We start from the raw sequence: 22775 nt of genomic DNA on the forward strand, positions 1-22775 counted from the left end.
CGTACAACCCGGGAGCGAACGGTTCACATTAGTACAAGGTGCATTAGTTAAGATGCGGAGGAAAATAAAATGACGAAACGAACAAGTTTCAAATTTAGATGGGTCGCCCTGGTTGCCACCCTGATATTCGGGATTGGTGGCTGGCGACTCCTTGCGCACGCTGACAGTAGCAGCGACGAACCAATCGTCACGTTAGGTAGCAGCCTGACTAGTAGTCAGAAGACCGGTACTATCAACACCCTCACGGCCAGCTTGAACGGCGCGGACTACCAGACATTGACCGTCAACGGTGACACGCTGGTTAAATATCTCAATCCAGCGGGCGAAAGCTTCACCAGTAGCTCAGGTGTCTGGTCGAGTGCCATGATTCAAAAGACGAGTTCTGGTTCCGGTATTAATGTTAAAATTCTCGACTATAACGGCAGTAATAACATTACAACTATTACCGCCAATCAATATAAAAATGCGGCCTTGACCGCTGGGATCACTGACGCTAATATTTACGTCACGTCTGCGACCCCAATCGACGGCTCAGGCGCCTTAGCTGGGGTATACGCCGCTTACGCCAAGACCGGTAATAGCTTGAACACCAAGCAAGTTACAGCGGCTCAGGACGAATTAAGCACCCTGAGCGGTATCACCCAAGCTAATAAAAATAAAGATGGTTATACTGACTCTCAACTCAATAATGCCATTGCGGGTGCCAAGAAAGAAATGGCTCAAAAAGGGAGTAGCGTGACCAAAAACGAAATTACGACCATCGTTAACCAACAAATTACCAATAATAACTTAACTAATGTCATTACAAATAACCAAAAAACTGAAATTATTAACTTGTTGGTCAAGATTCGTGATTCCGGTGCCCTAGATTCATCCAGTTTTAAGACCCAAGCCAATTCATTGATGAAAAACATTCAGTCCAATGCCAAAAACGTCTTCAGTAAGCTCAACACTAAAGAAAATCAGAACTTACTGCAAAAAATCTGGACAGCCATCGTCAACTTCTTCAATTCAATCTTCAAGTCGATCTTTGGCTAGATCAGGGACGCTTGGATAATAGCGATTCGCATAGTAGGTGGGATTCAAAATCATTTTGAACCCCACCTACTTTTTTGTCATGAATCATGATTAAAGCATGCCGGTTAGTGGATTCCTGTTCGTCAGCCGATGCGCGCCTTAGTCCGACTTCTGGGGCCGGCTGACAACGCTGGAACAGGGCGGACATCGATTTGAACTCACGCAGAAAACCACTGTCAGAGCCGATGTCGACGATTACCGGTAGTCGTTTATCAACGGCTAACTGAAACAGCCAACAGTTACCAACGATGTACATTTTGCAAGCGTTTTAAATGTACAATTGTAACCGTAAACACCCCATTTTCTAGTACAAACACGGATTATGCCTGATGGTCGCAGTTTATTGTTAAAAACTGCTCAGTAGACAAAAATCGCTTCGAAAAGGCTAGCTTTCCGAAGCGATTTTGTCATAAGTTGATTCAAGCGTTAGGCTTCTGCCCGCTTCAAATCAGCATACGTTGTCTTTTTAGTTTGCTTACTTGCATCTTCGTTAACGAATTTATCCATAAATTCTTCAACTAAGTTCAGCGTTTGATATTGCTTAGCTAAGCTAAAGCTTTGACGCCATTCGCGGTTGCGTTGGATCAATTCAGTGAAGACTTCATGTTCAACACGGGCACCCTCTGGCGTTAACTTCAAAACTTTGTTACGGCGATCATGATCTTCAGCTTCTTGGTATAAGTAGTCCTTACGTAATAAGCGACCAATTAACCGTGAAATAGCTGAACGCGTTACGCCGTGACTTTCAGCGATGTCCATCAGGCGGATCTTGCCCTTAGCTTCAGCGATATCGTACAGAATGTAAAATTCATCTAACGTAATACCATGTTCCGTCGCTGGTTCCGCAAACATATCTGATAAGTTCTTGAAGCCATGTAAGTACATATGGCTAAAGCGATTAAAAAATTCCATATCTTCGTTCATGTTTAAGTCTCCCTTTCACTAGTCGAATTATCATTAAATTCCCAATCATAATTCGCCCCATGCTTTTTTAATTAGTAAGCGTCGTTTATCATTTCCCCGCTTTAAAGTGTACTAGTATATTTTACGAAATACAAGCAATTTAGATTACTTTAATATTAAATTTTTATTTCAGTACTTAAATCAATCGTTGCGTGTTTGTGCAGATAACTGACAAACTCTTGATAATAGGCATCAGTATTGTACTTGGCGGTGCTTAAATAGATTTGATCAATTTTCTCAGCATTCTCGCCTAATAGCAAATAGAACGCTTGGTCGATATTCTCTGAAATCATGCCGACACTAGCTCTTAGAATCTTGCGCTTGAAAAAGACTGCCATCCCGCCAGATAACGCGAAGTTCAAGGCGTATCTAATCATCGCCGCCTCGCCTTCGACCCCGATAGCTTCTAGCCAATCTAGGGTCACTAATACAAGCTCGGTGGTCAACTCCGGGCTTTCAAATATATCCTGAATGAAGTGTTCCATCGTCGGATTCTCATCAAGCAATCTCAGGACGAAACTCATTTGAATCATCGTCCGCTGATGCGCCGATAAAAAGGTCAATTGTTCATTACTATAGATGAACGCGCTAAGCGTCAACTCATTCAGCATCGTACTCAACAAAACGATTTTCTTGGGGAAGTAATGCTGAAGCAGCGACTTACTAATATCGCATGCAATCGCAATATCCTTCATCTGTACGTTGGCGTAGCCCTGTTCTGCAAACAAGCGGAACGCCGTATTGACGATTTCCATTCGTCGCTGCGTGTTTCTTTTACGTGGCACCGGTATGCCTCCCATCACTGACATTTGAATTATTCTCTTTAAATAAACTATACTAATATAGCTTTAAACGCAAGTAAGATTGCTTCTAATTCATTAATAAATAACGTCATTAACTATCTCGATAGTCCGCATAAACTGTCGACGCTTTAATCACTATTTCACATATCGCTTAAAATCCATTAACTGCGTACGAATAACAAAGCAGTATACATTTCGTTAAAGAAAGCGCTTTCCAAAATAAACATTTGTGCTAAAATTAACTTATTAACTTTGTAGGGAGGCACATCATATGAGTACTAAAAATTCTTATCAATTAGCCGATATCGGTCGGCATAATCCAATCTTCTCACAGATCCGTTCCACCGTGGAAACGGCCTTTTACGGTAACAACATGCATCAAGTTGCTGACGTTGCCGATGCTTACCACCGCGCCACTAAGGGTCCTGGAACTGTCATTACGGACCTCCCCATCTATCGCGCCACTGATTTAGGCTTACCAGCAGATGCCAAGATGCTGATTGCCAATACCGGTAAAGTTGTCGGGCGGACCGCACAAGCACGGCGCATTTTAGGCAACCCTGGCGTTAGTGAAGCTGATATGGCTGGTCGTCTGCGCCGAGCTATTTTTGCCAGCGCACACCAAGATTTCATCAAAACGGATGTCCTAGTCGGCCTCGATGAAGACTTCATCGTCCGCGCCCACCTGGCCATTCCAGACGGATTCGCCAACAACCTACTCTCTTACATGCTCAACTTCCAGCCGATTACTGCGGCTTACCAAGCCATGTTCGAGCGTTCGGTGGCTTACCCTGAAGGTGATATTTACATTTACGCCGATCCAACTTATCATGACCCAGATTACCCTGATGGGCTGGCGATTTTTGACCCGCAACACAACACCGCCGCAATTCTGGGCATGCCGTATTTCGGCGAACTCAAAAAGTCGACTTTGACCTTAGCATGGTCAATCGCGCACCGGCATGGCTTCGTCGCTTTTCACGGTGGCCTCAAAGCGTTCCATTTTAAAGACAAACAAGATCAAGTCTTTGCCATGTTTGGTCTCTCAGGTTCCGGTAAGTCGACGCTGACGCACGCTAAACACGGCTATAAGTACGACATTACCGTTCTGCATGACGATGCGTTCGTCATCAATCGTCAAAACGGGAGTTCAGTCGCCTTAGAACCGTCCTACTTTGACAAAACGAACGACTATCCGATGACTTCGGATGAAACGAAATACTTCATGACGATTCAAAATGTCGGTGTCACTTTAGACGACCAAGGACGTAAGGTGCTAGTCACTGAAGATTTGCGCAATGGGAATGGGCGGACGATCAAGTCACGTTATGCTTCGACGAATCGGGTCGATAAGGAAGACGCACCGATCAACGCCATTTTTTGGATTATGAAAGATGATAGTTTGCCACCAGTCATCAAAGTTGACGACCCGGTCCTAGCTGCGACGTTCGGGGCAACATTAGCGACTAAACGGAGCTCCGCTGAAAATATCATTGGTGACGTCGACCGGAACGCCCTAGTCATCGAACCATTTGCGAACCCATTCCGGGTCTACCCACTATCCGAAGACTACCATGACTTCAAGGCCCTCTTTGAAGAACGCCACTTGGATTGCTACCTGCTCAATACCGGCTACTTTGGTGACAAGAAGATCCCTAAAGAAATTACGTTAGGCGCCCTAGAAGCCATCGTCAATAACACGACTGAGTGGGAATCCTTCGCCGGTCTCGACCACATGCAGAATTTGAAACTCGCAGACTTCCCTGTCGACGGGGAAAACGCGGACTATCGCCAATTAGTTGCGACCCGTCTGGGCATTCGGGCAAACTTTGTGGACCAATATCAACACAACAATAACGACCGTTTGCCACACGAAGTCACGGACAGCTTGGTTCACTTACAGCAACAATTAAAGCAACCTCTTGCAAAATAAGGATGGTATTCGTTCCCCGTTTCAAACCAATTAAGGTTATAATAAAAGTAGCAGGTATATGGCACTGAACTTTTACGAATTCTAAAAATCGGGGTGAGGAGCATGGAACTACCATTAAGTCAATTATCAGAAAAGCTCATTGGTTTTGAACGCGAGCATCATCTTACAGATAACGATCTAGCGTTCGGCAGTCAACTATCCGTTGAGCGGATTCACAACATCAAGTCTGGTGAAGCAACGCCAACTCAAGAAGAACTGCAACTATTGAAGAAATTCATGAACAGCAAGACTAAAGCCTAGACGCTGGTTCAGTGATAAAAACCAATTGGGGCACCTGTCCTCACTAAAACTGGTCGCACGATGCGACCAGTTTTTTGTTACTCAAAATTTGTTGCGTACGTGTTGGGTTAGTTAATATGTCATAAATCATGATTAAAAAGTGCCGGTTGGTGGATTCCTGTTCGTCTGCCGGTGAGGCGTCCTAGTCCGACTTCCGGGGCCGGCTGACAATTGCTGGAACGTAAGCCGACATCGATTTGAACTCACGCAGAAACCCACTGCGCAATTTCAAATACGAGTCTTATTCTAAGCCGGAAGCAACCCACTTCCGACTAAGAATAATTTGGCTACTGAGCATTGTCAGCCGGCCCCTCCAGTTGGGAAGCCGCTCGAATGTCGGATGAACGACCACCTATCTGGGTACAATTGACCACTGAATATTGGGTAATTGGTCCTTCAGGCAAACTTTTAATCAGCAGCGGTGATGATTTATGGTGCGCAATACCGAGTAGTTAGCCTGAAGATTATTCACTAATTACAATGGCAACTTGTCTTGAAGTTGGACGACAGAATTGCTTTTGTTTAAAGCTTGATGCTTTGCAATCTCAGACGGCTAGAGAAAGTTCGATGAAGCTATTGGTTTATAAATGTTAAATATGAGTAATGCTGCTCAGCTATCGTTAGAAACTATCCTCACAGTTAGTTTCTAATCGACTGTTTACTAAGAACCAACGACTAGCTCATCAAAGGTTGGGTCTGCACGTGTCTGCCTTTCGAATACCATCCCCGGCTGGAAGGTTTTTCTGACAATGCTCAGCGATGAAATTCCACTTAGCAAGCGTTGTGTGCTTGGTTAGTGGAAGACCAGTATTTAAGACGTGGGCTTTCGGCTTAAATCTGTGTCCATCGCGTTCCAGCGTTGTCAGAAATGCCTGGAAGCCGGCATAGGCCGCGTCTATCCATCACCTTTACGCTAACTCGCACTATTTCCAGCGGTTCTAAGCTGGTTGCCTTTGACTTTGAACTAATCAGCACGATTTAATCATCTTTAATGCCCACGAATAACTAGCCCTAGCGTATTGAGCATATTAGTGTACGTGTGCCGATTCAGGTGGGATAATGCGATAAAACATTAAGTTAAGTCCAGGCATGCATTATCCGGCGCTAGCGTTACTGCTGATTTTCCCTGCCCATCAAGCGCGCCTACGACAGCTCATATGCAGGCGGCTAACCTGACTTGCCAGCACAATTCGACTAGCACAGGCGACGAATTTTTGGTCAAAAAAATCGCCACCCAACCTGAATTGGATAGCGACTTTGTTTGTTAAATAATCGTTTTAGAACATGTGGATAGCAAAACTTGGTGTGTAGTAAGTGGTGCTCTTGATTGAAACAGTTTCGCCTTCAGTTGGTGAGGCAATGTATTTACCGTTGCCTAAGTAAATCCCAACGTGGTAAGGTGCTGAGTCAGAACCCCAGAAAATCAAGTCGCCAGCTTGTGCTGAGCTAAATGATACGTGAGTACCAAGAGTAGCTTGGACATAAGTAGTCCGGCCAATGGTACGACCAATCTTAGCAAAGGCAGCTTGCGTAAATGCAGAGCAGTCCATTTGTTCGTATGGTGTGCCTAAGTAAGTCTCAGCAGCGGCGATCAAAGCACTTGCTGAACCAGTCGTTGATGAACTAGTGGTTGAAGTGGATGATGACGTAGCTGATGCACTGTAGGCAGTTGCACTTGTAGTCGTTGATGATGAACTAGTCGTGCTTGCAGATGAACTTGCTTGTGAGCTAGTTGAAGTTGCAGCAGCTGATTGAGTGCTGGTTGCAGTCGTGCTAGTTGAAGCCGAACTTGCTTGTGAAGCTGAGCTTTGACTTGCAGAACTTTGGCTAGCAGAACTCGTTGAAGTTGCTGAGCTTGAGCTTGCTTGTGAAGCAACTGAGCTTGATGAAGCACTTGAAGTTACGCTGCTTGCACTAGCAGTTGAAGTGCTACTTGATTGAGCTGCAGTTGAGCTGCTTGATACTGCTTGGCTCGTACTACTTGCACTAGTAGTTGATGAGCTGGTAGCAGCTGCACTAGTCGTTGAGCTAGCAGCTTGTGAAGTTGAAGTTGCGGCACTAGTTGACTTAGCACTGCTTGCACTAGCAGTGGTCGTCTTAGTCGTAACCTTTTCACCAGTCTTAACGCCAGGAATGTTGATGGTCTTACCGGCGATGATTAAATCTGGGTTGCTTAAGCCGTTAGCTTCGGCAATCTTGTTAACTGAAACATGGTACTTTTGTGAGTATGCCCAAACAGTGTCCCCTGCTTTGATAGTCATTGAATCGGCATTGGCAACTGCTTGACTAGTAACTAACATACCAGCTAAAGCAGCAGTTCCTAACATCACTTGTTTAATATTTACTTTCACTTTAATAATGATCACTCCAAAAAGAATGTCACGTATGTACTTCAAGCCAACGTCTATACTACTCATTTTGTGTTACATACCAATACCAACAAAATAACAATATGTTACGAAAGTTACAAAACAGTAACAATAATTGGCCATCGTAACATTTCCAGCTTGAAACGCTATCATACCGGCATCTTTTTATTACTAAAATTTACTTTTTTCAAAACTTTTTTGAAAAAAACTTGCCGATTAATCAAAAAAGCCGAATTTCAATAGTCAACGACTAGAAATTCGGATAATTGTTATGGTAAAAACGACCAAACGTTCGGTTACTGCCGGTTTATTTTGAGCCGCGTTGGCGATGATGGGTCCGCGGCAGTCCTAACAGCCAACGAATATCATTGCCCGTAAAATTCAGTTTCAAAAATTCGCCTTCCTGCCCTTTTTGGTACATGGTCGGCAAAACTTGTGCGTCTAGTTTGATGACTTGCTGCGCGATCTCGTCGTCAAATAAATACTGGCGAGTGGCCGCTTCAATTTCTTTCATCGCAAATATCTGATTAGCATTCTCGAATAGCTGCGATTTATCAAGGGTTAACTGCTCACTTTTGAACTTAGCATATGACTGATCCAAAGCCTGTTCTACTTGGGTGGTCAGTGCGGTGGTTGTCGTCATGATGGGCACCTCCTAAATTTACCCCTTATTGTAACCGCTGCCGTCTAGTTTGGCTACGCTGAACCATGCTTTTTAACTAAAATTTGCTATACTGAATGGGCAAGGGAGGAAATTAACTTGACGAAATCAAACGAACGCTATTATCAACCAACCGACATTAAGGACGCCCTCCAGACGATTCAAAAACTATTTAACACGTATACGGACGCCCCACTGACTCCCGAATTAATGGCCTATCATCAAAAATTAGTAAATCAATTATCAACAAATTTATTGCCATTGGCTCAACAACAGGACGATCAATTACGCGTCAGCCAAATCAATTCGATGACTGCAGTGATGCAAGACTGGCTCAAGCTGCGGTTAAACGGCCAAGTCTTCGGCGGTAAAATGCAACATTTCAAGTTTGTCAGCAACCAAAAGGCCCAATATAAGCGGCGCGTCCACAAAATTCGGGGCAACCAAAATCACCGCGCCAGTCGCCATTAATCGTTAACCTGGACTTGCACCCGACTTATTTTGCGGTATACTAAAAAGTGTATTGGGCCCTTAGCTCAGTTGGGAGAGCGCCTGCTTCGCATGCAGGAGGTCGTCGGTTCAAATCCGGTAGGGTCCATTTTAATCTTGTCAAAACGCCATTCAGTCCTTTGAACAAAGGTGCTGAATGGCGTTTTTTCGAGTCTGATTTTATGCTAAAAATATGATGTAACGTTCTGTTGCTTTACGATTTCAGCCGCTAAATTACAGGCTCGTCTCGTCCGATATCTATCGTGACCATCACTGTTATCACTGTTGGTTCATCTCAGAAACGACTACTCTGGCGGAATTCATAAAATTTGAAATACGTCAGGTGACAGTTTGAATATCGATTTAGAGATTTTATACAGTCCAAAACCAATCAAATATCCTACTATATTCAAAATCAGGTCATTGACGTCAAACGTGCGGTTACCTAGATAGAAGAAACTCATCAGTAATTGGAGCGTCTCGATACCCAGAGTCGTTAGTCCGCCAAGGATAATATTGGGTCTAACCTGGCTAAATTGGTTGGGCCACAAGTACGCCACCAGTATTGACAACGGTAATAACAGTGCTAGATTTCCAATGATTTGGCTGGGTGCATACTGAAACAGCTCCAAAACGTTGAAGTTAGCAAGGTACTGTTTGCCGAATCCATATTGATAGGCTTTAGCACCCCACTTAAAGACCATTATTGGAAAGAATGTCACACTCAGGAGCGCATAAACATACAGAAAAAATGCAATTAAGCCACTCACTTTAACAATCGTCACATGGCCATTGAAAAATTGCCGAATCAAAATATAAAAGAATAGCGGTATTAATATAATCAGCGTTGCCCCGGCATCTATCAGATAATCCGGCCCAAATCCATGTCCATTGATCATCATGTTGCTTATCACCCCCTTCAAGTGTTTGAACTCAGCTCTCCACCTTATATGAATCATTAACCCTATTAATATTATCCGTCAAAAATGTGACTATTTTGCGACGTCTCAATTTGATTTTGAAATACACCGCACCCGCACTCCCATATCAACACGAAAAAATGCCCCTTATCTCAAAAGCATTCCGAGATAACAGGCATTACAAACACATCAGTTCAAGCAACGATACCCAGTCCAACCATTAACGATCGCCAGCCGACATTTCACGGCGGTCGATCACCGCACTATTCAAAAACCAGTGCCGGTGCCAGTCGCCACTCAACGCGGTAAAGGGCACAGGGGTCTTGCCGGCCGCTTCCACCTGGTCAATCAAATAGTTGCGTAAGATCCACGGGTCCTCCAAGGACTGTTGGGTCAAATCAAATAAACGGTCGAGTTTAGTGACGCTGATGTTCAAATCAGTTGCGACCTGCGTCTTCGTTAGTCCAGTCAACGCAAAGTTTGCTTGTAATTCTTCACGCGTGGCGCGCATTTGTTGTGGATTTAGTGACATTGTTCAATTCCTCCTATAAAAGGGTCCTTTTAATTGGTCATCATACAGGGGCAACCCTCGTCGGCCCAATCACGATTGTAAGTGACACCAATTCTCAACCGGGTCCTACTAACAGGGCACCCTGCTGCGGTTAACAAACCGTAACAGCTATTATAGCCGCCTGACACAATTAAGGAAGTGACGTTTTGAGACAAATATGATATTGATGTATCATAAATACATGACAAAAATTATAATGAACAATCAAATGCAGATTGACCAGCGAACCCATCAAACTCACCGCAAGTTAATGACCGCGCTGCAAGCTCACTTTGCGGCGCAAATACCCTTCAATAAATTGACCGTCAAACAGCTTTGCCACGATGCCCATGTTGGTCGTGCGACCTTTTATCGACATCACCAAGATATTGCAGATATTATCGTTGTCGAATACCTGATTACCCTGCAGGAACTCGGCCACGCACTTAATAACTTGGAAAGCCCAACCTATGTTACGATTGCAGGGGCCGTTATCACCACCATGCGCGCACACTTGAATTTGCCCCAACTGGCCGCTTGGGCGCATTGTGCTGACCGAGTCCTTCCACTAGAAACTGGCTTCGCCCAGCAACTACTCACCGCATTGGCGATTCAAGCGCCACACCAGCACTTCATCGCAACTTTTCTGGGCCACAGTTGCCATCAATTCGCTTGGCAACTCGCAACAACTCAGCCGGCGCTCAATCGAATCGAGACGTATCGCCTCTTCATTCAGCTCATCCCGAATGTCTTGCAAGCGCCAACGATTCCTACCAATACCAGTTTGGACTGAGACTGACCGGTCGAAATAATGACTGACAACAAACTCATCGAGCCCAAAAACGCGCAGACTAACCTTTTGGCGTCACCACGAGTGTCCTAAAACTTCGTGCCCAGTTTTGAGACTACTTGACACGACTCTAGCTGACTCATAATTATATTTATTTACTAACCCCAAAGTGGGCGCCTTTATTTGACGCTTCTCGACTAGCCAGTTACGCTAGACTTATCAAAGCTACGGAGGGGATTACATGCCAATCAATCCAAGTCACGCCCAAGATGTCTGGAAAGACGTCGGAGAACACGTTCAATTTACAGTTCTTCAGTTAAACCGCCAGGATCCGCAACATGACCGTGAAGTGTTCCAAGAATTTGCTGACCGGTCACAAGCCATTATTCGTTCCTTACGCATCCGCGACGCCAAGCCTGAGACCGGTACCCAACTGAAAGTTAGCATCGGTATTAGTAGTAGCGCTTGGGATTACCTCTTCCCGGACGCTCCCAAACCGCGCGAACTCGAGACCTATACGACATTACACGGTCCCAAGTACAGTATGCCCGCGACTGACGGGGACCTCTTCTTCCACATTCGTGCTAGTAACGAAGCGGTCGTTTACGAGTGCCAGACCCAATTTCAGCGGGTACTCGCACCCATCACATCCGTTCTCGACGAAACTAAGGGCTTTCGCTACTTTGAAGGCCGCGCCATCATTGGCTTCATCGACGGGACCGAAGCGCCTGCCATCGAAGACGCCGCTGATTACGCCTTAGTTGGCGAGGAGGATCCGCAATTCATCAACGGTTCCTACGCCTTCGCTCAAAAATGGCAACATGACATGCCGATTTGGGAACACATGACCACCGGCGACCAAGAAAAGGCAGTCGGACGCGAAAAATTCAGCGATTTTGAATTGGACGACGACGATAAATTCAAGAACGCCCACAACGTTGCTTCCAAGTATGAAGTCGATGGTGTCGAACAAAAAATCGTTCGGATGAACGTCCCATACGCGCAACCCGCTGTTGGTAATATTGGCACCTATTTCATCGGCTACGCACGTCACTGGACCGTCACTAAGGGCATGTTACAAAACATGGTCGACCAAGGCGACTTCCTATTGACCTTCTCCAAACTGCTGTCCGGCCAAGTCTTCTTCATTCCATCACGAGACTTGCTGGCGCAAATTGCGGATGATGACTTTTAATTTCGCTTAATAACCAGACCTGTATGACGCAAAAACGGCTCTGAAACCAACCTCCGAATCGGAAGCTGGCTCAGAACCGTTTTTTTAATCATTTGATGATTTCCGTGCAATATTCATAGCTGCTAGCGTTGAGATCAGCATTAATCCTGTCATAATCATGACAGCTGTATTGTACGAAACGACTGGACTAGCAATGCCGGCCGTCATTAACGTGATGATTGACAGCCCAACTGAGCTCCCAATCTGATGCACCATATTGACCACGCCCGATGCCGATCCCGCAATCGCCGCATCCGTATTTGCGACCCCCGCGACCGTCAGCGGACTCAAAGAAAAGCCTTGGCCGATCCCGATAATCACCATTGGAATCGCAATCGCCGTCACGTAGCCTGCGCGTACGCCGACCAGCGCGGCCATCAATAAGCCGACTAACGTAATCAGTTGCCCCGCAATCAAGATTTGATTGTTCGTGAATCGGTTATTCAAACGTGACACCAGGGTGGCGAAGATGAATTGAGGCACCGTTTCAGGCAAAAAGCCTAGCGCAGCCATTAATGGCGTAAAATGATAAACATTTTGCATCGCCTGTGGTGTTAAGAAGAAGTACGAAATCATCGCACCGAGAAAGAAGAACCGCGCCACATAGGCACTACTGCGTTCACGGTCAGCGAATAATTTCAATGGCATGATTGGATGGTTTGAGCGGTGTTCTTGCCATACAAACGCTGCCAGAACAATAATCGCAATGATAATCGTTAACACCGGATTTTTAGCGCCATTAATCCCGTAGACCAGCGCAATGATCCCAATCACTGATAATAATGAGCCCAACCAATCCAGCTTGCCAGTACTGCGTTGACTAATTGGAACAAATTTCAAAGTCAATAAGAGCATCACAATGCCAATCGGCACGTTCAATAGGAAGCCCAGTCGCCAAGTCGTGTAGCTGGAGATCAAGCCACCAATCACGAGACCAAAGCTCGCGCCCAGACCACCAGTAGCGCCATAATACACAATCGCGCGTGTCCGCATGTTATCTTGATACGTATCCATTAGTAACGCGAGCGTCGTCGGCGCCAGAATAGCGGAACCAATCCCTTGCAGTGCCCGCATGCTAATAATCATCCCCGCACTCGTCGAAAGTCCGACCAGTAACGAGCCAATGCTAAAAATCACCAGGCCAATCAAGAAAATCTTGCGCCGTCCAAAAATATCCCCGGCACGACCACCAAGCATTAACAAGCCACCAAACGTCAGCGCGTAGGCGTTCGTCACCCACGAGAGCGCTTGGGCTGACAAATTCAAGTCAGCGGCGATTTTGACCGTACTGGTAAAAACAATCGAATTATCCAGCAGAATCATAAAATAACTAATCAGAATAATTGGCAAAATGATGCCAAACCGTTGTTGTGTTCTATTCATGTTTGCTTACCTCAATCTTTAATTAATAGCCACAGTCTATAACCTTAAAGTAACTTCAAGGCAAGCTTTTTTCTGAAAATAATTTGTTTTTTTGCAAAAAGGCCCTGTAAGCACGGCGTAATCATCCAACTCAGTTAAGTTAGAATGGTTGTGCCGACTCACAAGGGCCTTTTCATGATTGTCCCTAGCCACTGTTTAAGATTGCAGCTAGTCACTAGTCCTGATTATGTTGTCGTTCCAAGGCACGTAGCTCTTCTTCCGCTTCCTGCATGTGGTCATAATAATGATCCAACTTGTAATGCAAGTGGTCGATTGCCGCCTGAATGTCATCACGTCTTTCTTCCATTTCTTCGAGCTGCGTCTTCAATAAATCAATCTGCTCACTCGTATTATCTTCCTGAGCATCAAATAACTGAATATAGCGCCGCAAATTCACAATGCTCATCCCAGCGGCTCGCATCTGGCGGACAAACACGATTCGCCGAATAATCCGGTCATCGATTTCCCGATTTCCCGTCTCACTGCGGTCGATAGCTGGAATCAGCCCTTCCTTTTCATAATACCGAATCGCCGCCGAAGATACGCCCGTCTGCTCACTTGCTTGTTTGATATTCATTAGAAGACCTCCATATTACTAATTTGAATTGACCCATTCATGGCCCTATTATCTAACCTTCAAGTTACTTCAAGGCAAGCCCTAAAGTGACTTTTTCATTAATTTCGATTTTACGTCATGCAAACTAGCCGACTTGGCGACTCAAATCCAAGCTACTGATCCAGACTAATCCTGACTAAATCACCGGCATTCGCGGCTAGTCGTTCAACCGCAGTCCCAATCAAATCACCGTGTTTTAGAATGAACGCGCTCACCGGCTCTAATAGGCGCACCTAATTTATTGTCGTTTTTCCCATGCAAGCGGCCTGACATCTGCTATAGTTAAGTCATAAAGATAGTAATTTACAGGAGGCTCTCAACATGGCAAATCGGTACTTACATAACGTTCAAGGCTTATTTGACACCATTGCACCTAATTATGACCGTATGAATAATATTATTAGTCTCGGAACGCATCGACACTGGCGCAAGCAAACGATGGCCCAGATCCATCTCGCACCTGATGCTCACGTCCTCGATTTGTGTTGTGGCACGGGAGATTGGACCATTGCGCTCGCACGGGAATTACAACCGACTGGCGAAGTGATTGGACTGGATTTTTCCGCGCCCATGCTCAAGCTAGCGCAACAAAAAGTCGCCCAACAACACGTCGCGGACCGGGTCTGGTTGCGCCGTGGTAATGCGATGCACCTTCCATTTAAAGATAACACATTCGACTTGGTCACCATTGGCTTCGGCCTTCGCAATCTTCCAGACAAAGCCCAAGCATTAGCTGAAATCTACCGCGTCCTCAAGCCTGGCGCACGACTAGTCTGCCTAGAGACCTCCCAGCCCGATCAACCGCTCATCAAACCGGTCTGGCAGTGGTATTTCACTAAAGTTGTCCCATTATTTGGCCGCTTATTCGCACATCAATACCAAGAATATTCTTACTTACAAGAAACGACCCGCCACTTTGCCAGTTATCAGCAGCTGGCTCAGATGTTCAGGACGGCTGGCTTCCAAAACGTCCACTATCAACGTTTTAACTTTGGCGCTGCCGCTGCGCATTTTGGGACCAAGGAGGCCGATTAAATGGACGAACTGACTGCCTTTAATCGGTGCCTCGACTGGCTCACCCAAGCCGTTGCGCAGCCTACTCGAGTGGACGGCCTCGTCCTGTGCGGCAACAGTTTGCCAGCGACCGCGATTGCGGCGGGTCAACTCGCCCAGCAGTATCAGCTGCCGACCGTCATCATTGCGGGCGGCGTTGGTCACGCAACGAAGTACTTACGCCACAACCTTGACCAGCCAGCATCGCACGCTAGCGAAGCGGCCCTGATGGCGACACTCATCCGCCAAACCGGCTATACCGGTGAGCTCCGACTAGACGAAACTTCGACGAATACCGGGAGCAACGCCACCCACGCGCGGGATTTAGCCCCAGCCAATTGGCGCCACGTCCTGCTGATTCAAGACCCGTTGCTTGCTCGACGGACTGAATTAACGTTTGCCGCTAACTGGGATGGTGTTGACTTTACTCGCTATCTACCAGCAACACTCCAGCTGAGTCAACTGGAACCACTCCGATTCAAGGGAGATACCACGCTGACGGGCTGGCAACCAGCCTACTTTGCCGAACTATTGCTCGGCGAATTTCAGCGGCTAGCGGATACCCCCACTGGCTACGGTCCCCGCGGGCAAGGCTTCATTGCGCATGTTGATATTCCTGAGGACGTTCTGGCAGCGGTTGCTGATTTGCAGTCCAGAGCGCTGCATCGGCAACGTTGAGAATGCGTTCAACTGCACACGTTTGGTTCTAAAATCGAAACCAAACGGACTGAAACGAACTCAATAAATGACTGACTAAAAGGCGTCTGGATCGAAGTGTTACATTCGGTCCGGACGCCATTTTTAACATTCATCAGTTGCACAAAACGGTCCCGCCGAACGGCATTCCATTAACTTCACCGTTCCACTTAGCGCTGCGGTTCGCCACTAAACAGGGTAGCATAGCGCGTTGTCAGTTCCTGTGCGAGCATCTCACCGGCTAGCTGGGACCCTGCCAAATCTAAATGTACGTCATCCGTTGTACTTGGGTGCCACGTGGCCGTTTCAATCAATTCAATTTGCATAAATTCCGCCGTAACCGCGCGAATTACCGTCGCAAAGGCCTGATTGAACGGGACCAGCACGGCCAAGCGACTATTTGGATACAGACGCTGCACTTGATTCAAGAAGCGTCGGAACACGATCGTAAAGGCCGTCTCATCAAGTTTGCGGTCATTCGTACCAACATTGATAACGACTAAATCTGTTGAGATTGGTTGCCACGGCGTTGTCGAATCAATCGCTGTCAGTGCATCTGGCAACACGGGGACCCCGCCCGTTCCAGGTTTTTGGAGACCGACCGCACTATAGGCGATTCGAACGTTGCGGCTATTCAGCAAGTCACTTGCCACCGCCGCGTAATTGGCTTCACCACGATAATCTTCACCGGGATTTCTCCCAGCCACCCAACAGCCAGCAGTCAACGAATCGCCAATCCAAGTCAGACTATGGCGTCCTAATTGAACGGGCTGCAACGTTCCATCGCTCGTCAAGGCACTGATTGCAAACCCTTGATTGCCATCCCAGACACGGTCTTCATCAGTATTACCACTCAGCACCAAGCGAATCACGTGGGGCCGACCATCCAAAGTCAGCCAGATTGGCTCACTCGTCACGGCTTGGCGCTGAAACGGCAACCCGTCGATTTGAATCGCAATCCAACTCGGTAACTCACGCGCTAAATCCAGCATGGTAATGCGGATAAAACTCGCCGCCGTGGCCTGAAACCACATTTCAGCGCCCAAATTAGTACTGTACATCACGGGTTGCTGCTCAATTTCTTTGATTGCCCATCGCCCCTGAAAATAAGCTGGCATCAGGGGTTGATTAGCTTGTGTTACTTGGTAATCCACGGTATTTCCTCCATCTCTATCTCTGTTGTAATCCACACCAGCAGTGTTCAGTTAAGTGAACACTGGTAGCTGGCGTGTTTGTTGAAACCCAATCAGATACGCATTGTCAGCCAGCTCCGGAGGTCGGACTAAGGCGCGCACCGGCTGACGAACAATAAGCCAATCTAAGAATCCTCATTAACGCAAGAAAACACCAAGCATAACGGTAAATCTGATTTATTTTGATAAATTGATCAAAACTTGATGGCTATCAAGTTGCCATCAAGAATCAGCGGCTATACTAGGGTCATCAAATCAAATAAGGAGTTGCAAATTATGAAAATTCAGGGGTTTCTAACTAAACATACGAATCAAATCACATTAATCACTGGTATTCTGATCGTCCTCGGCATGCTCAGCAAATACTTGTTCCAATTCACACTGGGCTACCAAGTCATTCTGGCTGTCGCATCCGTGATTGCGGTCATTCCGATCGCGATTCGGGCTTGGAGTGCGCTGCGCAACAAGGTCTTCAGTATTGAACTGTTAGTCAGCATTGCCGTTATCGGGGCCTTCATCATTGGCGAATTCAACGAATCAGCCATCGTGACGTTCCTATTCCTGTTCGGGTCCTACCTCGAAAGCAAAACGTTACAAAAGACACGGACGGCCATCAAAGGTTTGACTGACATGTCACCAACGACCGCGACCCTCGTAACCGCTGATGGTACGGAAGAAGTCGACGTCGATGATGTTGACGAAGGCGACGTTGTCTTAGTCAAAACGGGGAGCCAAGTCCCTGTCGACGGGGTCGTCGTTGAAGGTAATGGTTACCTCAACGAAGCTTCTATCACCGGTGAAGCCCGTCAGATCAACAAACAACTCAATGATTCCGTTTATTCTGGTACGATGGTCGAAAACGGCTATCTTAAAATCAAAGCGACTCAAGTGGGTGATGACACGACGTTTGCTAAAATCATCGAACTCGTCGAAGAAGCCCAAGACACGAAGTCCAAAGCTGAAAAGTTCATCGACCGCTTTGCTCAATATTATACGCCTGCCGTTCTCGTTTTAGCAGTCTTAGTCTTCGCCTTCTCGCGTGACTTCCGATTAGCGATCACCGTCTTAGTTCTAGGATGCCCAGGGGCCCTCGTTATCGGTGCACCCGTCTCAAACGTTGCCGGAATCGGTAATGGTGCCAAACGTGGCATCTTAATCAAGGGTGGCGAAGTCGTCGATACCTTTGCCAAAGTCGATACGCTGGTCTTCGATAAAACGGGGACTTTGACGGAAGGTAATACTGCCGTTACCACGATGCACACTTACACGACTAACGCCGACAATCAACTCGCTTTAGCCGCTGCTATCGAAGGCGTTTCTGACCATCCACTCGGTCAAGCTATCGTAACCTACGCAGCTCAAAAGTCCGCTGGTGTCGCACCCGTCCTCGATGATACTGAAACCGTCAAAGGCCAAGGCATCTGCGCTAAAGTCGGTGACCAATCCGTCGTCATTGGGAACCAAAAGATGTTAACCGCGCATCAAATCGAACTTAACTCAGCTCAACTCAAAGACCTGAACGATTTACAAGCAGGTGGTCAATCCACAGTCATCATGGCCGTTAATGGCCAAGTTCAACTGATCTTCGGGATTGCCGATACCATCCGTCCAGGCGTCAAGGATTCACTCGCCGCACTCAAAGCTCAGGGCATCAAGAAATTAGTCATGTTGACTGGTGACAATCAGTTAACCGCCCAAGCAGTCGCAGATGAATTGAACTTAGACGAAGTTCACGCCAACTTATTGCCAGAAGAAAAGGTCGAATACGTTAAAAAGCTCAAAGCTGATGGGAACACGGTCGCCTTTATCGGTGATGGCATCAACGACAGTCCGTCCATCGCTAACGCGGATATCGGTATTGCCATGGGTAGCGGGACCGATGTCGCTATCGACACCTCCGACGTTGTCCTGATGCAATCCAGCTTCCCAGCACTGGTCCACGCCCATGGCCTCGCTAAGAAGACGGTGCTCAACACGCGGGAAAACATCTTCATCGCCATCGCGACGGTGGCCTTCCTCCTGATTGGCTTAGTCTTCGGTTACATTTACATGGCCAGTGGGATGTTCGTCCACGAAGCCAGCATCCTGGTCGTTATTTTCAACGCGATGCGCCTGATCAACTTCCAGACCAAGTTCGACAAACAACAACCTGCCAAAACGATCCAAGCCGCAACGGCCTAACCACGTTACGGAGATCCACCCCCAGCCCATAAAAAATGGCACCCAGACTAGTCTTCCCCAACTAGTCAGGGTGCTATTTTTAGCTAATAATAACTAAAATGATAACGCCATAATAATTTCATAAGTACGCTCGGTTGATTAATTGCAATTATAAACTAAAAAAGATCTTGTAAAGCCAAATCCCAATCACGGCGCCAACAATCGGTGCCACGACCGGAACCCAGCTGTATTCCCAATGTGAAGATCCCTTATTGGGAACCGGTAATAGTGCGTGAACGAGCCGCGGCCCTAAATCCCGGGCAGGGTTCAGAGCTGGCCCAGTCGGCCCACCTAGTGAGATGACCATTGCCGCAATCAGTAATCCGACCCCGATGTTAGCAATATCAATATTTTGATGGAAGAACATCCCACGATACAGGCCCATCGCCCCAAAAATTAGGACGGCGGTCCCGACCATTTCGGTAATGAACCCGTTCAGCTGACTGTGAGCGGCGTCACTAGTGGCAAACGTCCCTAATACTGCACCAGCATCAGTCGTTTGTCGGTAGTGTGGCCAGTATAGTGCGAGAATCAAGCATTGTCCTACGATGGCACCGAGAAATTGCCAGATTAAGTACTGCGCAACGTGTGACCAGGGGAAGAGACCAACCGTTGCTTGACCAATCGTAATCGCAGGGTTCAAGTGGTTACCAGAGATTGACCCGAACATCATTGCTGGCAGCATAACCCCCAGCCCGTACCCCGACGCCACCAGTAACCAACCCCCGTTGGCGAGTCCTGGATCGTCGTTTCCGGTCGTGTTCTTTAGGAATGCATTAGCGACAGCACCGTTGCCTAGTAGCACTAGGATCAGGGTGCCAAAGAATTCTGCAGCGTAGCGTGCTTCCCATGAACCTGTCATCTTGTATCCTCCTCGTATGGTACCGAGCATCTATGATACTTTGAAGGATAGCAGATAAAGCCATTTATGTAAACGCTTCATTTTGCTGTAATAAGCCATTTCTAATCATCCGAGCCGGCCTCCTAATTATACCCCCGCGCGTATTAAAGTCGAGCTAGCGACGTTTGGCAAGCGCGATATCAGAATTCAAACTGGCGAATCAGATTCTCACCCTGGTTCATAATTGACGTAACTCAATAATTGCAGGACTTAATTTACCGTCAGCATCGCTATCCACCCCTTGATTTCAGAAAGACTTGTGTACTGGAGTTCAGTCATTAAAGCTAACGTTTCAATTGCTGAACATCTAGAACTTGGCATGCAAAAAAGTCCCTTATGGCAGGTCAGCTGACAACCATAAAGGAATCATAACAAGCGGAGATCGGCGCAAGCGAACCGCACCCCCTTATCCGTATTATTGGCTAGGCCACGTATTGGTCGTTCCTAGCATGTTAAACTCGCCCCACCCTTTTTGAGAATGCGCCAATTCATTGATCGCTGTTAACACTTTGTTCTCGTCGGCAGTGAAGTGTAACTTATCGACAAACACTTGACTGGCAATCTGGTCATAGACGACGCGGGCTTGGCGTTCAGGCGTCTGTTGATTATGTTTGACTTTACTGATACCAGTCTCAAGAATATTTAGCACATATTGGTAACGTTCGGGCGTAGCATGTTGCTGTAGTGAAAGCTGTAACCGAGTAAATAAGTCCAAAGCGTGGTTTTTAGCATGGTCCGACTTCGTGTTAGTCACAAAATCCCCTCCTGACATTAAGGTAAAAAAGCCTTTTCCCCGTGGTCATCGTAAGGCTTCCCCACATAACTGTCAAACCCAGGAAACCGTTTGCACGTCAGCCATTTGAAAGTTAACTTGATGAATTGGTCATTTGGGCAAAAAAGTTGCATCTACATACCTACGGGGGTATATTGTTAATTGTTAATAATGCACATCTGGAGGGGTTAACATGATTAAAGAAATTCATGATCAAGATTTTGCCAAAGAAACGGATACTGGGATTGCCGTCGTTGATTTCCGCGCTGACTGGTGCCCGCCATGTCGGATGATGGACCCAATTTTGAAGTCATTGTCCGAAGATGCCAACTACAAAGACAAGGTCAACTTTGTCTCATTGAATGTCGACAACGATAAAGAAATTGCGAGCCAATTCCAAGTTCAAGGGATCCCAACCTTCCTAATCAAGAAGGATGGCCAAGTCGTCAGTCATCTCGTGGGCGCGCGGCCAAAGCCAGCCTTTGAATCCGAACTACAAAAAGCACTCGATTAAGTCGATAGGAGGTCTCCATGGCAACGACCGAAGAATATGTCACCAGTAAACAAATTCAGACCCGTTTGAAGCGCTCCGCTGGTCAACTGGACGGCGTCTTGCGGATGATGGATGAGGGCCGCCCTTGCGACGACGTTCTCGTTCAACTTTCCGCGGTCAAGTCCAGCATCGACAAGGCAATGAAACTGGTCATTGCCCGCAATATCAATAATTGCGTCGATAATATGACAAGTGCCGATGTTCAGAACCTCGAGCACTCATTAGACTTGTTGTTAAAAACGAAATAACATAAGCAGTAAATAATCGACCGTATCTCCTGCGGTCGCCATATGGATTCTGATTACCTCATTAAATAAATTGATGAGGTGCTTTTGAAGGAAAAGAGTGTTCTGAGCTTCTCTCAAAAACCAAGAAGTTCAGAACACTCTTTTTTACTGGAAATAATTTGTAAACCAATTTGGGAAAACAATACGGTTAATTATTTACTGCTTACTCAGAAAAACACATAAAGTATTGCTCATTTGGCCTGTTTATCGACTCAATTATAGGGCCTCACAATCATTTTCCGCCTTCTCAATTATTCATTCAATAAATCGTAATACTTGGGTTCGTCAACGGGAAGAGTTTTTGCACTGATTTCGATGCTTTCGGCTAACAGTTGATAAAAGTCAGTTATCATAATCGATTTATGTTTCAAACGAAACTGAGAAATCGTCTTCCAGTGATTACCGTCATCCTCGCTAATCTTGCCATTCAAGTGTGTTGCTAGATATGCAACTAAATTGTAAAATCCTTTTTGATTGAAAGGTAACTCAGTTTCATACTCAGTAAACACCGCAATTTCTTTAGAATTATCTTTAACTGGCTGTATAAGTAATCCGTCTGCCTTCCATTCCAAGGGAACATTCTTCCATTCTGGATTTAAGTCACTTGGAAATAGAGAAAAAGATAGTCGAAATTCATCTTTCAAAGTTTGTGTGGTACCAGCATGGTTAATCCACAGTCCGTTCTTGTCTATTCCCCAAATCAATTCAGCTAAATCATCTAACTCAATATTAATCTTGTTTTGATTGACTTCAACTAAAGCACGCATTTTTGTCATCCTCACTTTAATGATTGTGCAGCTTTATAAATTGCTTTCCCGATTTTCTGTAAATTACCAGATGTGAACTGGTTTCTCGTTTGTTTTCTGAGGGCTCTTATTGCATCTTGGACACTGTTAATATCAGAATAATCAAGACGTGAAACAAGTTATTAACT

At 46.2% G+C, this 22775-nt stretch carries 23 protein-coding genes and 1 tRNA gene; 12 read left to right on the plus strand and 12 right to left on the minus strand.

All coding sequences use genetic code 11. The features are described 5' to 3' along the window. Positions 1–69 precede the first annotated feature (69 nt). Positions 70–1038, plus strand: a complete 969-nt coding sequence (locus KGF65_RS09420; protein WP_101874178.1) for a DUF1002 domain-containing protein — start codon at positions 70–72, stop codon at positions 1036–1038. A 465-nt stretch (positions 1039–1503) separates the two neighbouring features. Here the strand turns inward: KGF65_RS09420 and KGF65_RS09425 are convergent, their stop codons facing one another. Both KGF65_RS09425 and KGF65_RS09430 read right to left on the minus strand, forming a co-directional pair. Further along, on the minus strand, positions 1504–2001 hold the full coding sequence (locus KGF65_RS09425; RefSeq protein ID WP_003639983.1) for a MarR family winged helix-turn-helix transcriptional regulator: 498 nt from the start codon (positions 1999–2001) through the stop codon (positions 1504–1506). A 155-nt stretch (positions 2002–2156) separates the two neighbouring features. After that, on the minus strand, positions 2157–2795 hold the full coding sequence (locus KGF65_RS09430) for a TetR/AcrR family transcriptional regulator (RefSeq protein ID WP_033618663.1): 639 nt from the start codon (positions 2793–2795) through the stop codon (positions 2157–2159). 319 nt (positions 2796–3114) lie between these two features. Between KGF65_RS09430 and KGF65_RS09435 the strand changes: the two genes are divergently transcribed. Beyond that, the gene (locus tag KGF65_RS09435) at positions 3115–4776 is read left to right on the plus strand and encodes a phosphoenolpyruvate carboxykinase (ATP) (RefSeq protein WP_216748081.1); all 1662 of its coding nucleotides are present in this window, start codon (positions 3115–3117) and stop codon (positions 4774–4776) included. A gap of 102 nt (positions 4777–4878) precedes the next feature. After that, positions 4879–5076 carry an LBP_cg2779 family protein gene (locus KGF65_RS09440; protein WP_003639986.1) on the plus strand — a complete coding sequence of 66 codons (198 nt, stop codon included), beginning with the start codon at positions 4879–4881 and terminating at the stop codon, positions 5074–5076. Positions 5077–6392: 1316 nt separating this feature from the next. Here KGF65_RS09440 and KGF65_RS09445 read toward each other — a convergent pair. Beyond that, positions 6393–7466, minus strand: coding sequence for a LysM peptidoglycan-binding domain-containing C40 family peptidase (locus KGF65_RS09445; RefSeq protein WP_313819532.1), 1074 nt, complete (start codon positions 7464–7466; stop codon positions 6393–6395). A gap of 325 nt (positions 7467–7791) precedes the next feature. Next, positions 7792–8127: a hypothetical protein gene (locus tag KGF65_RS09450; RefSeq protein ID WP_216748080.1), complete on the minus strand. Its 336-nt coding sequence runs from the start codon at positions 8125–8127 to the stop codon at positions 7792–7794. Between the two features lie 117 nt (positions 8128–8244). Between KGF65_RS09450 and KGF65_RS09455 the strand changes: the two genes are divergently transcribed. Beyond that, positions 8245–8616 carry a hypothetical protein gene (locus KGF65_RS09455; RefSeq protein ID WP_050338277.1) on the plus strand — a complete coding sequence of 124 codons (372 nt, stop codon included), beginning with the start codon at positions 8245–8247 and terminating at the stop codon, positions 8614–8616. Positions 8617–8670: 54 nt separating this feature from the next. Next, positions 8671–8743, plus strand: a tRNA-Ala gene (locus KGF65_RS09460). A 211-nt stretch (positions 8744–8954) separates the two neighbouring features. On the opposite strand, the gene KGF65_RS09465 is transcribed toward KGF65_RS09460, so the two are convergent. Further along, positions 8955–9536 (minus strand): VanZ family protein, encoded by a 582-nt coding sequence (locus KGF65_RS09465; protein WP_101874183.1) that lies wholly within the window; start codon positions 9534–9536, stop codon positions 8955–8957. Positions 9537–9774: 238 nt separating this feature from the next. After that, on the minus strand, positions 9775–10086 hold the full coding sequence (locus KGF65_RS09470; protein WP_101874184.1) for a DUF2316 family protein: 312 nt from the start codon (positions 10084–10086) through the stop codon (positions 9775–9777). A 220-nt stretch (positions 10087–10306) separates the two neighbouring features. On the opposite strand from KGF65_RS09470, the gene KGF65_RS09475 reads away from it, so the two are divergent. Both KGF65_RS09475 and KGF65_RS09480 read left to right on the plus strand, forming a co-directional pair. Beyond that, positions 10307–10897 (plus strand): TetR/AcrR family transcriptional regulator, encoded by a 591-nt coding sequence (locus KGF65_RS09475; protein ID WP_101874335.1) that lies wholly within the window; start codon positions 10307–10309, stop codon positions 10895–10897. Positions 10898–11135: 238 nt separating this feature from the next. Next, positions 11136–12089, plus strand: a complete 954-nt coding sequence (locus KGF65_RS09480) for a Dyp-type peroxidase (RefSeq protein ID WP_101874185.1) — start codon at positions 11136–11138, stop codon at positions 12087–12089. An 84-nt stretch (positions 12090–12173) separates the two neighbouring features. Here KGF65_RS09480 and KGF65_RS09485 read toward each other — a convergent pair whose 3' ends face one another. Both KGF65_RS09485 and KGF65_RS09490 read right to left on the minus strand, forming a co-directional pair. Next, positions 12174–13511: an MFS transporter gene (locus KGF65_RS09485; protein ID WP_101874186.1), complete on the minus strand. Its 1338-nt coding sequence runs from the start codon at positions 13509–13511 to the stop codon at positions 12174–12176. 214 nt (positions 13512–13725) lie between these two features. Further along, positions 13726–14127 (minus strand): MerR family transcriptional regulator, encoded by a 402-nt coding sequence (locus KGF65_RS09490; protein ID WP_050338272.1) that lies wholly within the window; start codon positions 14125–14127, stop codon positions 13726–13728. Between the two features lie 360 nt (positions 14128–14487). Here KGF65_RS09490 and KGF65_RS09495 point away from each other — a divergent pair, with 360 nt between their 5' ends. Further along, positions 14488–15201, plus strand: a complete 714-nt coding sequence (locus KGF65_RS09495) for a demethylmenaquinone methyltransferase (protein WP_101874187.1) — start codon at positions 14488–14490, stop codon at positions 15199–15201. Continuing rightward, the gene (locus KGF65_RS09500; RefSeq protein WP_105923552.1) at positions 15202–15897 is read left to right on the plus strand and encodes a YdcF family protein; all 696 of its coding nucleotides are present in this window, start codon (positions 15202–15204) and stop codon (positions 15895–15897) included. A gap of 188 nt (positions 15898–16085) precedes the next feature. Here the strand turns inward: KGF65_RS09500 and KGF65_RS09505 are convergent, their stop codons facing one another. After that, on the minus strand, positions 16086–17069 hold the full coding sequence (locus KGF65_RS09505) for an SGNH/GDSL hydrolase family protein (RefSeq protein WP_101874189.1): 984 nt from the start codon (positions 17067–17069) through the stop codon (positions 16086–16088). A 315-nt stretch (positions 17070–17384) separates the two neighbouring features. Here KGF65_RS09505 and KGF65_RS09510 point away from each other — a divergent pair, with 315 nt between their 5' ends. After that, positions 17385–19289 (plus strand): heavy metal translocating P-type ATPase, encoded by a 1905-nt coding sequence (locus KGF65_RS09510; protein ID WP_216748079.1) that lies wholly within the window; start codon positions 17385–17387, stop codon positions 19287–19289. Positions 19290–19437: 148 nt separating this feature from the next. Here KGF65_RS09510 and KGF65_RS09515 read toward each other — a convergent pair whose 3' ends face one another. Together KGF65_RS09515 and KGF65_RS09520 are read right to left on the minus strand one after the other, a co-directional pair. Beyond that, positions 19438–20190 carry an MIP/aquaporin family protein gene (locus tag KGF65_RS09515; RefSeq protein ID WP_101874191.1) on the minus strand — a complete coding sequence of 251 codons (753 nt, stop codon included), beginning with the start codon at positions 20188–20190 and terminating at the stop codon, positions 19438–19440. 454 nt (positions 20191–20644) lie between these two features. Next, on the minus strand, positions 20645–20983 hold the full coding sequence (locus KGF65_RS09520; protein ID WP_101874192.1) for a PbsX family transcriptional regulator: 339 nt from the start codon (positions 20981–20983) through the stop codon (positions 20645–20647). A 211-nt stretch (positions 20984–21194) separates the two neighbouring features. On the opposite strand from KGF65_RS09520, the gene KGF65_RS09525 reads away from it, so the two are divergent. Together KGF65_RS09525 and KGF65_RS09530 are read left to right on the plus strand one after the other, a co-directional pair. Continuing rightward, entirely contained in the window at positions 21195–21515 is a 321-nt protein-coding gene (locus KGF65_RS09525; protein ID WP_088770496.1) for a co-chaperone YbbN, read from the plus strand. 17 nt (positions 21516–21532) lie between these two features. Beyond that, complete coding sequence (locus tag KGF65_RS09530) at positions 21533–21802, plus strand: metal-sensitive transcriptional regulator (protein ID WP_046811166.1); 270 nt, start codon at positions 21533–21535, stop codon at positions 21800–21802. Between the two features lie 290 nt (positions 21803–22092). On the opposite strand, the gene KGF65_RS09535 is transcribed toward KGF65_RS09530, so the two are convergent. Beyond that, the gene (locus tag KGF65_RS09535) at positions 22093–22608 is read right to left on the minus strand and encodes a hypothetical protein (RefSeq protein ID WP_088770495.1); all 516 of its coding nucleotides are present in this window, start codon (positions 22606–22608) and stop codon (positions 22093–22095) included. Between the last annotated feature and the right edge of the window lie 167 nt (positions 22609–22775).

The organism is Lactiplantibacillus sp. 30.2.29 (assembly GCF_018991255.1).
GTDB lineage: Bacteria > Bacillota > Bacilli > Lactobacillales > Lactobacillaceae > Lactiplantibacillus > Lactiplantibacillus pentosus.

What these genes read in the sequence shown, in the direction of transcription:
- KGF65_RS09420 (WP_101874178.1), top strand. Translation starts at nt 70, where the DNA reads ATGACGAAACGAACAAGTTTCAAATTTAGATGGGTCGCCCTGGTTGCC.
- KGF65_RS09425 (WP_003639983.1), bottom strand. Translation starts at nt 2,001, where the DNA reads ATGAACGAAGATATGGAATTTTTTAATCGCTTTAGCCATATGTACTTA.
- KGF65_RS09430 (WP_033618663.1), bottom strand. Translation starts at nt 2,795, where the DNA reads ATGGAAATCGTCAATACGGCGTTCCGCTTGTTTGCAGAACAGGGCTAC.
- KGF65_RS09435 (WP_216748081.1), top strand. Translation starts at nt 3,115, where the DNA reads ATGAGTACTAAAAATTCTTATCAATTAGCCGATATCGGTCGGCATAAT.
- KGF65_RS09440 (WP_003639986.1), top strand. Translation starts at nt 4,879, where the DNA reads ATGGAACTACCATTAAGTCAATTATCAGAAAAGCTCATTGGTTTTGAA.
- KGF65_RS09450 (WP_216748080.1), bottom strand. Translation starts at nt 8,127, where the DNA reads ATGACGACAACCACCGCACTGACCACCCAAGTAGAACAGGCTTTGGAT.
- KGF65_RS09465 (WP_101874183.1), bottom strand. Translation starts at nt 9,536, where the DNA reads ATGATGATCAATGGACATGGATTTGGGCCGGATTATCTGATAGATGCC.
- KGF65_RS09470 (WP_101874184.1), bottom strand. Translation starts at nt 10,086, where the DNA reads ATGTCACTAAATCCACAACAAATGCGCGCCACGCGTGAAGAATTACAA.
- KGF65_RS09475 (WP_101874335.1), top strand. Translation starts at nt 10,307, where the DNA reads ATGACAAAAATTATAATGAACAATCAAATGCAGATTGACCAGCGAACC.
- KGF65_RS09480 (WP_101874185.1), top strand. Translation starts at nt 11,136, where the DNA reads ATGCCAATCAATCCAAGTCACGCCCAAGATGTCTGGAAAGACGTCGGA.
- KGF65_RS09485 (WP_101874186.1), bottom strand. Translation starts at nt 13,511, where the DNA reads ATGAATAGAACACAACAACGGTTTGGCATCATTTTGCCAATTATTCTG.
- KGF65_RS09490 (WP_050338272.1), bottom strand. Translation starts at nt 14,127, where the DNA reads ATGAATATCAAACAAGCAAGTGAGCAGACGGGCGTATCTTCGGCGGCG.
- KGF65_RS09495 (WP_101874187.1), top strand. Translation starts at nt 14,488, where the DNA reads ATGGCAAATCGGTACTTACATAACGTTCAAGGCTTATTTGACACCATT.
- KGF65_RS09500 (WP_105923552.1), top strand. Translation starts at nt 15,202, where the DNA reads ATGGACGAACTGACTGCCTTTAATCGGTGCCTCGACTGGCTCACCCAA.
- KGF65_RS09510 (WP_216748079.1), top strand. Translation starts at nt 17,385, where the DNA reads ATGAAAATTCAGGGGTTTCTAACTAAACATACGAATCAAATCACATTA.
- KGF65_RS09515 (WP_101874191.1), bottom strand. Translation starts at nt 20,190, where the DNA reads ATGACAGGTTCATGGGAAGCACGCTACGCTGCAGAATTCTTTGGCACC.
- KGF65_RS09525 (WP_088770496.1), top strand. Translation starts at nt 21,195, where the DNA reads ATGATTAAAGAAATTCATGATCAAGATTTTGCCAAAGAAACGGATACT.
- KGF65_RS09530 (WP_046811166.1), top strand. Translation starts at nt 21,533, where the DNA reads ATGGCAACGACCGAAGAATATGTCACCAGTAAACAAATTCAGACCCGT.
- KGF65_RS09535 (WP_088770495.1), bottom strand. Translation starts at nt 22,608, where the DNA reads ATGCGTGCTTTAGTTGAAGTCAATCAAAACAAGATTAATATTGAGTTA.